We start from the raw sequence: 12,350 nt of genomic DNA, 5'->3' as shown, positions 1-12,350 counted from the left end.
TTATATTTTAAAAAATTATCTTTGCACACTGAAAAAAGCATTTAATCGATACGTTTCGATTGGAACTATTTCATAAACCTAAATAGCTATTTAATAAATACATAAGTAATGTCGAAAGTAATAGGAAAAGTTGCCCAGATCATTGGACCAGTAGTTGACGTAGTTTTCAACGGTAAGGATGTTGAACTTCCAAAAATTTATGATTCGTTAGAAATCACAAAAAAAGATGGTACTTTGTTAGTACTTGAAGTACAATCTCACATTGGTGAAAACACGGTTCGTACCATTTCGATGGACTCAACAGATGGTTTGAGTAGAGGTTATGAAGTAGTTGGAACAGGGAATCCTATCCAAATGCCAATTGGAGCAGATGTTTACGGACGTTTGTTTAACGTAATTGGTGACGCTATTGACGGTTTGCCAGAATTACCTAAAACAGGTGAAAACGGAATGTCAATTCACCGTCAGGCACCTAAATTCGAAGACTTATCAACTTCTTCTGAAGTTTTATTCACGGGTATCAAAGTTATTGATTTGATTGAGCCTTACTCAAAAGGGGGTAAAATTGGATTGTTTGGTGGTGCTGGTGTTGGTAAAACAGTATTAATTCAGGAGTTGATTAACAATATCGCAAAAGGTCACGGTGGACTTTCAGTATTCGCAGGAGTAGGAGAAAGAACACGTGAGGGGAATGACTTGCTTCGTGAGATGTTAGAGTCAGGAATTATAAAATATGGTGATGAGTTCATGCATTCTATGGAAAATGGAGGATGGGATTTATCAAAAGTAGATTTGCCAGGAATGAGAGAGTCTAAAGCTACTTTCGTTTTCGGACAAATGAATGAGCCTCCAGGAGCTCGTGCTCGTGTAGCACTTTCTGGATTATCTATTGCGGAGTATTTCCGTGATGGAGCAGGAACGGATCAAGGTAAGGATGTATTGTTCTTTGTGGATAATATCTTCCGTTTTACTCAAGCGGGTTCTGAAGTATCGGCACTTTTAGGTCGTATGCCATCTGCGGTAGGATATCAACCAACATTAGCTACAGAAATGGGAGCGATGCAAGAGCGTATCACATCTACAAACAAAGGGTCTATTACATCTGTACAAGCGGTTTACGTTCCTGCGGATGATTTAACTGATCCAGCTCCGGCTACAACTTTTGCTCACTTAGATGCAACAACAGTATTGTCTCGTAAAATTGCTGAGTTAGGTATTTATCCTGCGGTTGATCCTTTAGATTCAACTTCAAGAATCCTTACTCCTCAAATTTTAGGTGATGAGCATTATGACTGTGCACAAAGAGTGAAAGAGATTTTACAAAAATACAAGCAATTACAAGATATTATTGCGATCCTTGGTATGGAAGAGTTATCAGAAGATGATAAATTAGCCGTTTCAAGAGCGCGTCGTGTACAACGTTTCTTATCTCAACCTTTCCACGTTGCTGAGCAATTTACTGGATTAAAAGGTGTTTTAGTAGATATCAAAGATACTATCAAAGGATTTAATATGATTATTGATGGTGAATTAGATCACTTGCCAGAATCAGCATTCAACCTTAAAGGTACGATCGAGGAAGCTATAGAAGCTGGAGAGAAAATGTTAGCGGAAGCATAAATTAGTATTCGGTGTTCAGTCTCAGTATTTTGTACTGAGACTGTGAACTGAGACTGTAAACTAAAAAATATGTTATTAGAAATAGTTTCACCAGAAGCAAAATTGTTCTCGGCAGAGGTTACCTCAGTAACGTTGCCAGGAGTTGATGGTAGTTTTCAAATATTGAATAATCACGCTCCAATAGTTTCTATTTTAGAAAAAGGACTTGTAAAAATTTCAGCTTCAAATTTCAAATTTGCTAAAGAAGTTGCGGCTAAATTCACTATGATTGATGCTCAAAATTATACTTTGGAGATTAACTCGGGTACCATTGAAATGAAAGACAATAAAGTAATTGTTTTAGTTGACTAAGATGATTTCAAATAAATAGAAAACCTCGCTAATTGCGGGGTTTTTTTATGCCCATTCCCAAATCATAATATGCCAAGTAATGTCCTGTTCCTGGTATGTTTTTAAGGTTGTAAATCCCACTGCTTGATGGGCGTGTAATGATCTCGTATTGACGGATGCTACTTCGGTAATAAGACAGTCAAACTGATTGCTTAATTCGTCTTTGTAAAATAGGTATATTTTTTTAAAGATACCTAATCCTCGGTAAGCTTTGGCAATACATATTTGTCCCATTATAATATAGTTTTTATGGTGAGGCACTAGATTTTGAATTTCATCAAACATGGGTTCTAAGGATTTCATTGTGTCTTTAAAACTTGGTTTCATCACAAGTGCGTAACCTATTACGGTGTCATTTGTTTTAGCAATGCAATGTGGACATGCGTTATTCATTTGTTGTAATAATTCAAAAGTATGCTCAAGTGTTACAAAGCCCTCTTTCGTTTTCTCTTCTGCAGTTATGTTATTGGATAGATTTTGCTGTTGTAGTGTGATAATCTCTTGTAATTCTTTTGAATTTGATGCCCTTTGGAATTGAATGTTCTTCATGGTCTTGTGGTTTAGTGCTTTAGTGGTATTGCAAGTTAAAAATATTGAAGCTTTCTTTTGTTTTATCATGACTTTTTTTGATATCGTAGGATAGTGATTTTAGTACCTATTTCTAATATCTTTATTCAACAGAAAATGCTTAATTTTGTGTTCTATGAAAAAAATTCCAGAGCATTTATCTCAAAAACTTGAAATTAGAAAGGAGCAAAATGCCTTGCGCACATTACCCACGCTGCGAAGAGAAGTTGATTTTTCATCAAATGATTACTTAGGGTTTTCACAATCAGAAATAATTTTTAACGAGACGCATCAGTATTTAATTACCAACGAAATCATTCAAAACGGCGCAACGGGATCTAGATTGATTTCTGGAAATCACAAACTTTATCAAACGACCGAGGACTGCATTGCTGCATTTCATAAATCAGAAACGGCATTACTTTTCAATTCAGGTTATGATGCTAATCTTGGTTTTTTTGGATCAGTGCCGCAAAAAGGAGATTTAATTCTATACGATGAGTTGAGCCATGCTTCCATACGAGACGGGATTCAATTATCAAGAGCCAAGGCCTATAAATTCAATCATAATGATTTTGAAGATTTAGAAAAATTAATTCTACGAAATCCTAATACAGTTATTTACATTGTCACAGAATCGGTTTTTTCTATGGATGGGGATTGTCCTAATCTTGAAGAATTAATTTTGGTTGCAACCAAACACAACTGTTATTTAGTAATTGATGAAGCACATGCATTAGGTGTTTTTGGGGATAAAGGAGAAGGTTATGTGCAAATGCTTGGTTTGCAAGATTATGTTTTTGCAAGGATAATGACTTATGGTAAAGGTTTGGGTTGTCACGGTGCTGCTATTTTAGGATCGCAAAGTTTACGGGATTATTTAGTAAATTTTGCCCGAAGTTTTATTTACACTACAGGACTTTCGCCGCATGCTGTTGCTTCTATCTTAATTGCTTATGGGCATTTAAAACAGGATTCAAATTCAATTTTAAAATTGAGAAAAAATATCGTTTCATTCAATCAACAAAAGAACTTGTTAGGATTAAAACCTCTTTTTGTTCGCAGTAAATCAGCAATACAATCTGCTATTATTCCTGGTAATGAAAAAGTAAAAGCTATTGCAGGTCAATTGCAAGAAAAAGGTTTTGATGTAAAAGCGATTCTTTCCCCTACGGTGCCAGAGGGACAAGAGCGTCTTCGTTTTTGTTTACACAGTTATAATTCTACTCAAGAAATTTCGGCCGTGATGCATTGTATCTACTCACTTTTATAATTTAGTTTCGTTTTTTTTGTAACGTTTTCTGAATATAATTACTTATTTCATGTAAATAGATAAACAAAAAATAAAATGAAAAACGTAATTAGAAGATCATTATCAGCTCTTGCAATGCTTTTAATATCGCAAGTAAGCATAGCGCAAAGCAATAAAAAAGCAGCAATTCCAGAAAATGAAAACTCATTATTATGGGAGATTTCAGGTAACGGAAATGCAAAACCGTCTTATCTTTATGGTACAGTACACATGATTTGCAATGATGATTATTTTCTTACGGATAAAACAAAAAAAGCGTTAAATAATGCCGATAACTTGTTTCTTGAAATTGATTTGAATGATCCTAATGAAATGGCTTATTTGCAAAAATCGGCAATGGGTGCAGAGCCTTTAAGCAAAAAACTTACAGCTCAACAACTTGCAGACTTGGATTCTATCTTGAAAGAAAAAACAGGTATGACTGTTCAACAGGTAGATAATTTTAGTTTGTTTACTGTAATGAGTTTGATTACCATGAAATCTTTTGGGTGTACCAATTTGAAATTCTATGAGATGGAACTATCAAGTATTGCTAAAGCGGGGAATAAAAAATTAGGAGGATTAGAAACGGGTGAGGCGCAAATGCAATTCATGGGTAAAGCCTATAATGATGACCAAATGATTGCTATGTTAAAGGAATCAAAACTTGAAGATACCCAGAAAATGGTTCAGTCTTATAAAAATGAAAATTTAGTAGAGTTGTACAGCCAAATCACAAACCCTAAATTTCTAAACGAAAATTCAAAAAAATGGTTGCTTGAAGAACGCAATACCAATTGGGTTGAGAAAATGCCGAGTCTTATGAAAGAGAAAAGTTCTTTTTTTGCAGTAGGTGCAGGACATTTATTAGGTGAAAAAGGAGTGATCAACTTGCTAAAAAAAGCCGGTTATACCGTAAAGCCGATATTGAACTAAAGTTGAATTTAAATCGAATAGTAATTTTTAGATTGGTAAAACAAAAATTATGATTATCAATTTTTTGTGTTGATGTAAGAGTTGAATGCTTGGCATCAATTTATGATAGATGTTATAAGATTTAAAAGAATATTAGAAATAAGCCCATCTTTGTGATGGGTTTTCTATTTTTGTAAAAATTCATAATCTATGAAATTATTTATAACAGGAATAGGAACCGATGTAGGTAAAACTATTGCAGCAGCAATTATTACAGAGGCGCTTGAGGCAGATTATTGGAAGCCTATTCAAGCCGGAGATTTAGACCACTCAGACAGTCATAAAGTGAAATCCTTTTTGTCAAATTCTAAAACAGTATTTCACCCCAATGCTTATGCCTTAAAAACTCCAGCAAGTCCGCATTATGCCGCAGCTTGTGATGGTGTTGTCATTGATTTACAAAAAATAGTGGAACCAAAAACGGATAATCACCTTGTGGTAGAAGGTGCAGGTGGTGTATTTGTACCAATAAATGATACAGATTGTGTGATAGATTTGATTCAATCTGACTATAAAGTCATTGTAGTTTCTAGACACTATCTGGGGAGTATCAATCACACATTATTAACGATTGAGGCGCTTCAGAACAGGAAAATTGAAGTGGCGGGAATTCTTTTTTCGGGTGATGAAAATAATGCTACCGAAACCATTATCCTTTCTAAAACAGGTTTAAACTGTATTGGCAGAATTGAACAAGAACCTTATTTTGATCAAAATGTAATTAAAGAATACGCTGATATGTTCAGGGAAAAGCTATTGAGTTTGTAACATTTTTGTAAAATACGTTGCCATCTCTATGTATCTTTGCGAAATATATTATTTGACATGACATTAACTGAAAGAGACCAAAAACATCTTTGGCACCCTTACACACAACATAAAACAGCTGCAGTTCCTATTGCAATCAAAAGAGGTAAAGGAGCTTTACTTTGGGACGAAAATGATAAAGAATACATCGATGCCATTGCCTCATGGTGGGTGAATCCTTATGGGCATAGTAATACATTTATTGCCGATGCTATTTACAAGCAATTAACAACTCTAGAACATGTTCTTTTTGGAGGTTTTACGCATGAACCAGCCATTGTTTTAGGGGAGAAATTACTTGAGATTTTACCTAAAAACCAACAAAAAGTATTCTTTTCTGATAACGGCTCTACTGCTGTTGAAGTTGGTATCAAAGTGGCGTTGCAATATTTTTTTAACAAAGGAGAGCAACGTACTACGATCATTGCATTTGAAAATGCTTTTCATGGTGATACTTTTGCGGCGATGGCTGCTAGCGGAATTTCATTTTACACCCAAGCATTTGAAGGAATGTTTATTGATGTAGTGAGAATTCCCGTGCCCGTTCCCGGAAAAAAGGAAGAAAGTTACCAAGCTTTACGCGAGCAAATAAAAAACAACAAGTGTGCCGCTTTTATCTTTGAACCTTTAGTGCAAGGCGCAGCTGGAATGGTAATGTATGAGCCGGAAACACTAGATGTTTTGTTGCAAATTTGTAATGATAATCGCGTTTTGACCATCGCTGATGAAGTGATGACTGGTTTTGGAAAAACAGGTAAAAACTTCGCGATGGATTATGTGGTAACAAAACCAGATATCATGTGCTTGTCTAAGGCGCTGACTGGAGGTACTATTCCAATGGCAATAACAACTTTTACGCAAGACATCTTCGAAGTTTTTTATGATGATGATATTAATAAGGCATTGTTTCACGGACACACCTTTACAGCAAATCCTACCGGTTGTGCTGCTGCTTTAGCCAGTTTAGAGTTGTTAAATACTCCCGAGATGCAAGCTAATTTGGTTCGGGTGAATCAAAATCATTTGGATTTTCAAAGTAAAATTAAGGGGCACTCTAAGGTTACAACAACGCGAGTCTTGGGAACTATATTTGCTTTAGAAATCAAAACAGAGGGTGAAGCTAGTTACTATGGATCATTGCGAAACAAACTGTATGATTTTTTTATTGAAAATGGTGTGATTTTAAGACCTGTTGGGAATATTGTTTACATATTGCCTCCATACATCATCACTGATGATCAGTTGCAAAAAATTTATCAAGTAGTAGAAGAGGTCTTAGAAATAGTATAAGTTCTTGAAGAATTTTTTTCTTAATTATAAATGAAGTCACAAAAAGTTTCGAAATTGTTATTTAGGCCTTAACCTTAGCAAACTTTGTGTAAAACTTTGCGACCTTTGCAATCAAATCAAAAGTATCTTGTCACAAATTATATCCATTACAGCGCTTTCGTCCGTTTCCCCGTTAGGGAATAATCTTGAAATAGTATGGGAGAATTATCTAAAGGAGCAACATTGTTTTGTAAACAAAGTAATTGATAAAACACCAGCGTTTGTAGCGCCTTTGGATAGTGTTTCGGCTGCTAAAGTGGAACTTTTAAAACAGTCTGATATAAAATATAAATTCCTTGATAATTCAGTTTTGTATGCTATTGAGGCTTCTCGTAACGCAATACAGCAAGCGGGCTGGGGTGAAAATGATGTATTCGGAATCAATATTGGTTCATCACGTGGTGCAACTGATTTATTTGAAAAACACCATCAAGAATACTTAGAAACAGGAAAGGCGCAAACACTAGCATCACCAACCACTACTTTGGGTAATATTTCTTCTTGGATAGCACATGATTTGCAAAGTACAGGGCCTGAAATTTCCCACTCCATCACTTGCTCTACGGCTTTGCACGCTGTTTTAAATGGTGTAGCATGGCTGAGATCAGGAATGGTTGATAAATTTTTGGTTGGAGGTAGTGAAGCTCCATTGACTGATTTTACAATTGCGCAAATGAAAGCATTGAAGATTTATTCCAGATCTAATGAGTTGTACCCAAACCGCGCTTTAGATTTGGATAAAACACAAAACACCATGATTCTAGGTGAAGGTGCAGGAGTTTGTTGTCTGGAAATGGGTAAGAAAGAAAACGCATTAGCATACATTGAGGGAATTGGCTATGCCACTGAAATTTTAGAGCATAATATTTCCATTTCTGCTGAAGCTGTTTGCTTTCAAAAATCGATGGCAATGGCTTTAAAAGATACTGCATTATCAGATGTTGATGTAATTGTCATGCATGCACCAGGAACTATAAAAGGGGATTTGACAGAGTATAAAGCAATCCAAAAAGTCTTTGGCGAAAGCCTGCCATTAGTAACTACTAATAAATGGAAAATCGGTCATACGTTTGGTGCGTCTGGAATTCTAAGCATGGAGTTTGCCATATTAATGATGCAGCACAATACGTTTGTGGGAGTTCCTTTTGCGAAAGCGCAGAAACAAAAAAGACCCGTAAAAAAAGTTTTAGTGAATGCAGTAGGTTTTGGCGGTAATGCGGTAAGTGTTTTATTGAGCCTCTAATTCTTTTGCTTTTTCATAAATCAAGTTACTTTCAAAACCTTTTCGGAGTAAATAATCACAAAATTTCTTTCTCTTTTTTTGAAGATTGGTTTCTTTGATGCTGTCCCAGTTTCGTGTGGCTATCTTTTCAAAAGTATCTAAATACTCCTCATTTGATATTTCTTTTAGCGCGAGATTGATGTTGTATTGACCAATGTTTCGGAATTTAAGTTCGTTCACAATTCTGTTTTTTCCCCAAAATTTAATTCGATGCTTTCCTCTAGCAAAACTGCAAGCAAACCGACTCTCATTCAAGAAATTATCCTGTATAAGTTTGACAATGATGATGTCTATTTCATCAGTATCCATTTTCATGGTTCGTAGTTTTTGAACTACTTCGTCATGGCATCGTTCCTGGTAAGCGCAATAATGTTCTATTTTTTTAATAGCTTCTTTTATAGAGAATACTTCTTTCATGATTGAGGTTAATTTGTAAACAAAAATGCAACAATAGTATCTAATAACCTAGCGCATCAATTTTTGTAAAAACTAACTTTATGTGATAACCTTACATAAAAAACATGTGATTAAACTATAAATTGTTTAGAAACAGATTTTAATGTTTGCAATTTCAATCTAAATCCGATTGGTAAAATTATTCGTAAATAAGATTAAGTTTAAAACAATTTTGAATTCATTTTAAGAGATATCGAGGAGCATTTTTTTGTATCAAATTTTAAATTTATTATTTAGTTAACCTTAATTAAATGGCGGCTTTGATAAGGTATTGCTAATGTTGAATTTGAGCACTTCATCGTTAAAACAAGTAGTATATCGATTAATTTGTTTTTAATTTAAAACGTGATTGTATATTTCAAAAATTTAGATTTTATTAAATTCTGAGCCCTAATATAAATTAAGATTAACCTTTCAAAAAACTGTCTTATGAATAAAAAAATACTCATCATAATCTTTTTTCTATTTCTTTTACTTCCGGCTTTTGGGCAATGTGTTAGCTATACAGCTTCAATTTCAAGTACAAATTCATCTTGCAATATAATTTCTCCTGGAGCAATTAAATTGAAAGTTACAATATCGGGTGGGGTAAGTCCTTTTACAGTAGTTTATAGAAATGAAATAACAAATGTACAGACTACGGTTCTTAATTACACAAGCAATTCTGATATCGTTATCAATGATGTACTTACTCAAACAACACCATTTACATTGGTTTCGGTAACTGCAAGTAACAGTTGTCCAGCTACTTTACAAAATCCAAATACAAGTGTTTTGTTTTATAAAGTTCCAGCCGTTCCTACGGCAAACATAACTAATGCCTCTTGTCCGAATGATTCTAATGGTAGTATAGCTATTACGAATCAATTTTATCCATCATCTTTATTGTTTAATGGTGTGAAGACAACAACAGCTGCAACTCCAGCAGATCCTCACGTTGATTTGGGTGGAAGATTATTATCTAATAGAAGCCGGTTTTCAGCAGAAGGCTGGATAAAATTTGATAAAACCAAGTATAGAAACAGAATGTCATTATTTGGGCAAAACGATGTTGTTGAGTTTGGCTTTGAGGGTGATAATTTATTGTGTTATACTGCTGGAGGTGGGACTGTTACATCTCCATTAGCAAATTATCCAAGTGATAACGCTTGGCATCATATTGCAGCTGTGGGGAATGGTACATCTTTAAAGCTTTATGTTGATGGAAATGAAGTTGGATCTGTAAATAGGACAACATCAAATTACGGTAATAACACAACCTATTCAACAAAAATAGGTTGGGGAGTTTTAGATGTTGGTGGTATTGGTTTTATAGGTGAGATTTCAAATGTGGGTTTTTGGAGTAGAGCGCTATCTATTGATGAAATAAAAGGTTTGGCTTCGGGGTTTACACTATATAATTCTAAACAAGTAGGATTGTTGGCTGGATATAATTTTACTGAAGGTTCGGGAACAACTGTTGCTCCAATAAGTAGTACAACACCCGCTCCTAGTAATGGAGTTTTTAATGGAGTAACATTGCCTCTTTGGGTAGATCAAAGTACATACAATTGGACATCTAGTGTAGCAGGTTTTACTCCTTCAACAAGTAAGTCTTTAACAGGACTTAAACCTGGGGTATATAATTTAAATATTACAGTTAATCAAGGGTGTTCAAGAACAACTCCTTTTACTGTTGGTGCTACAAATAATGTTACAACTCCTTTAATTGGAGTAATAACAAAGCCAAACTGTATTACATCTACAGGAGGTGTACGATTAACTGGTTTGCCTTCGGGTTCTTGGACATTAATAAGAACTGGTTCGTCTGGCCTATCAATTAATGGTTCAGGTTCAGAAACTACTATATCCGGTTTAGCACCAGGAACCTATCAATTTGCTGTTGCAAGTGGGGGCTGTACTTCATTGCCTACAGGAAATGTGATAATTGATCCCGTAACCACCACTACTTACACCGCGTCTGGATGGTCAGTGACGCCTACTATTGATATGCTGGGTGTTATTAATTCAAATATTCCTATTACTACCAATGTGGAGCTTTGTAACTGTACAGTAAATGCTACAGATGCAGTGGTTGCATTTGGGAAAACTCTTAAGTTAAGGGACAAATTAACCGTGAATGGTAGTCTTACTTTTGAAAACACTGCCAATTTGGTTCAGGAGAATAATGTAGTAAATACAGGAAATATCAAATATCAAAGAGAGACAACACCAATAAAAAAGTTTGATTTTACCTATTGGTCATCACCGGTTTCTGGACAAAAGCTATTTGATCTTTCTCCGTTAACGAATCCTGGAAAGTATTATTCTTTTAATTCTTCAACGGGAGCGTATGCGGCAGAAAATCCGCAAAATCTTATGGGCAAAGGTATAGGTTACATAATTAGAGCGCCAGAAAATACAGCGACTCCACCCGCACCATTAAGTCCTTATTTAGCCATTTTTGAAGGAGTTCCGCACAATGGTACAATAACTTTAAGTCCAGTGCTACCTTTTAAAGCGTATTTAATAGGAAATCCGTATCCATCAGCGCTAGATGCTGATGCGTTTATTGCTGCAAATGCTAATGTGCTTTTTGGAACCTTGTATTTTTGGACACACAATACTGCTCGTGGAGTAGGTGTGAATAACCCGGGATCAGGATATTATGCGTATTCTGCAGATGATTATGCTACTTATAATACCACAGGTGGTGTAGCTGTGGCCGCGAGTGATTCTAATAAGGATATATCAAATCCTTATAGGCCTACTGGGAAAATTGCCGCAGGACAGGCCTTTTTTGCAAGTACTATAGAAAACATGATTGGTACATCAATTCTTTTTAATAATAGCATGCGTTTAGGCGTGGGTAATACTATTCTAGACAACAGTCAGTTTTTCAAAACTACTTCTTCTAAGTCTAAAACTGCTTCAAGTGTTGAAAGACATCGTTTGTGGTTGAATCTAACCAATGCACAAGGTGCTTTCAAGCAAATGCTCGTTGGTTATATTTCTGGCGCTACAAATAATTATGATACTACCTTTGATGGTACAAGTTATAATGGAAATAAGTTTTTGGATTTTTATAGTGTGAACAATAACAAAATGCTAACGATTCAAGGTAGAGCGCTCCCATTTGAAGAAAGTGATGAAGTTCAGTTAGGGTATAGTTCAACAATCCAAGGCAGTTTTTCAATAAGTATTGATAAGGTTGATGGGGTATTGGCTTCTAGAAAAATTTACCTTGAAGATAAAATTAAAAACATAACGCACGATTTAAAACAAGGTCCTTACACCTTTGAAACAGCAACGGGTACTTTTAATACTAGATTTGTTCTGCGTTACACAGATAAAACATTAGGAGTTGATGACATCGATTTGAAAAAGAAATCGGTAGTTGTTTCGGTAAAAAACAAGCTAATAAAAGTAGAATCAGGAGCTGAGTCGATAGATAAGATTTTTGTATACACTCTTTCGGGTGCTGTTGTTTACGAAAAACAAAAAGTTGATGCTGCAATATTTACAATACCTAGTTTATCTGTTGCACAACAAGTGTTAATTGTAAAAACAGTTTTACAAGACGGAAGTGTAACTACAACTAAAATTATTTATTAAATTATTCAGTTTTTGCCCAACATAAAAAAACTCCATTTT

10 protein-coding genes are annotated in these 12,350 nt (G+C 35.0%); 8 read left to right on the top strand and 2 right to left on the bottom strand.

What is annotated here, in order from left to right; translation table 11 throughout:
• The first annotated feature begins 108 nt into the window (after positions 1-108).
• The gene (gene atpD / locus FJV36_RS08525; protein ID WP_158981005.1) at positions 109-1,620 is read left to right on the top strand and encodes a F0F1 ATP synthase subunit beta; all 1,512 of its coding nucleotides are present in this window, start codon (positions 109-111) and stop codon (positions 1,618-1,620) included.
• Positions 1,621-1,689: 69 nt separating this feature from the next.
• Positions 1,690-1,971, top strand: a complete 282-nt coding sequence (locus tag FJV36_RS08520; RefSeq protein WP_158730076.1) for a F0F1 ATP synthase subunit epsilon — start codon at positions 1,690-1,692, stop codon at positions 1,969-1,971.
• Positions 1,972-2,016: 45 nt separating this feature from the next.
• On the opposite strand, the gene FJV36_RS08515 is transcribed toward FJV36_RS08520, so the two are convergent.
• Positions 2,017-2,559 (bottom strand): GNAT family N-acetyltransferase, encoded by a 543-nt coding sequence (locus FJV36_RS08515; RefSeq protein WP_158730075.1) that lies wholly within the window; start codon positions 2,557-2,559, stop codon positions 2,017-2,019.
• A gap of 154 nt (positions 2,560-2,713) precedes the next feature.
• Between FJV36_RS08515 and FJV36_RS08510 the strand changes: the two genes are divergently transcribed.
• The 5 genes from FJV36_RS08510 to FJV36_RS08490 all read left to right on the top strand — a co-directional run bounded on the left by FJV36_RS08510 (position 2,714) and on the right by FJV36_RS08490 (position 8,222).
• Entirely contained in the window at positions 2,714-3,850 is a 1,137-nt protein-coding gene (locus tag FJV36_RS08510; RefSeq protein WP_158730074.1) for an 8-amino-7-oxononanoate synthase, read from the top strand.
• Positions 3,851-3,925: 75 nt separating this feature from the next.
• On the top strand, positions 3,926-4,804 hold the full coding sequence (locus FJV36_RS08505) for a TraB/GumN family protein (RefSeq protein ID WP_158730073.1): 879 nt from the start codon (positions 3,926-3,928) through the stop codon (positions 4,802-4,804).
• Positions 4,805-4,993: 189 nt separating this feature from the next.
• Positions 4,994-5,611 carry a dethiobiotin synthase gene (bioD, locus tag FJV36_RS08500; protein ID WP_158730072.1) on the top strand — a complete coding sequence of 206 codons (618 nt, stop codon included), beginning with the start codon at positions 4,994-4,996 and terminating at the stop codon, positions 5,609-5,611.
• A gap of 57 nt (positions 5,612-5,668) precedes the next feature.
• Positions 5,669-6,940: an adenosylmethionine--8-amino-7-oxononanoate transaminase gene (gene bioA, locus FJV36_RS08495; protein WP_158730071.1), complete on the top strand. Its 1,272-nt coding sequence runs from the start codon at positions 5,669-5,671 to the stop codon at positions 6,938-6,940.
• 127 nt (positions 6,941-7,067) lie between these two features.
• The gene (locus FJV36_RS08490; protein ID WP_158730070.1) at positions 7,068-8,222 is read left to right on the top strand and encodes a beta-ketoacyl synthase N-terminal-like domain-containing protein; all 1,155 of its coding nucleotides are present in this window, start codon (positions 7,068-7,070) and stop codon (positions 8,220-8,222) included.
• On the opposite strand, the gene FJV36_RS08485 is transcribed toward FJV36_RS08490, so the two are convergent.
• Complete coding sequence (locus tag FJV36_RS08485; RefSeq protein ID WP_158730069.1) at positions 8,208-8,678, bottom strand: regulatory protein RecX; 471 nt, start codon at positions 8,676-8,678, stop codon at positions 8,208-8,210. The genes FJV36_RS08490 and FJV36_RS08485 overlap by 15 nt on opposite strands.
• Positions 8,679-9,146: 468 nt before the next feature.
• Between FJV36_RS08485 and FJV36_RS08480 the strand changes: the two genes are divergently transcribed.
• Positions 9,147-12,311: a LamG-like jellyroll fold domain-containing protein gene (locus FJV36_RS08480; protein ID WP_158730068.1), complete on the top strand. Its 3,165-nt coding sequence runs from the start codon at positions 9,147-9,149 to the stop codon at positions 12,309-12,311.
• Positions 12,312-12,350: the final 39 nt, after the last annotated feature.

Origin of the sequence: Flavobacterium sp. I-STPP5a (assembly GCF_009764685.1) — a bacterium.
Classification (GTDB): Bacteria; Bacteroidota; Bacteroidia; order Flavobacteriales; family Flavobacteriaceae; genus Flavobacterium.
Note: the sequence above shows the minus strand (reverse complement) of the source record. Positions and strands in the feature narration are given on the sequence as shown.

Coding starts and splice junctions, on each gene's coding strand:
- atpD (WP_158981005.1), top strand. CDS start 109: ATGTCGAAAGTAATAGGAAAAGTTGCCCAGATCATTGGACCAGTAGTT.
- FJV36_RS08520 (WP_158730076.1), top strand. CDS start 1,690: ATGTTATTAGAAATAGTTTCACCAGAAGCAAAATTGTTCTCGGCAGAG.
- FJV36_RS08515 (WP_158730075.1), bottom strand. CDS start 2,559: ATGAAGAACATTCAATTCCAAAGGGCATCAAATTCAAAAGAATTACAA.
- FJV36_RS08510 (WP_158730074.1), top strand. CDS start 2,714: ATGAAAAAAATTCCAGAGCATTTATCTCAAAAACTTGAAATTAGAAAG.
- FJV36_RS08505 (WP_158730073.1), top strand. CDS start 3,926: ATGAAAAACGTAATTAGAAGATCATTATCAGCTCTTGCAATGCTTTTA.
- bioD (WP_158730072.1), top strand. CDS start 4,994: ATGAAATTATTTATAACAGGAATAGGAACCGATGTAGGTAAAACTATT.
- bioA (WP_158730071.1), top strand. CDS start 5,669: ATGACATTAACTGAAAGAGACCAAAAACATCTTTGGCACCCTTACACA.
- FJV36_RS08485 (WP_158730069.1), bottom strand. CDS start 8,678: ATGAAAGAAGTATTCTCTATAAAAGAAGCTATTAAAAAAATAGAACAT.
- FJV36_RS08480 (WP_158730068.1), top strand. CDS start 9,147: ATGAATAAAAAAATACTCATCATAATCTTTTTTCTATTTCTTTTACTT.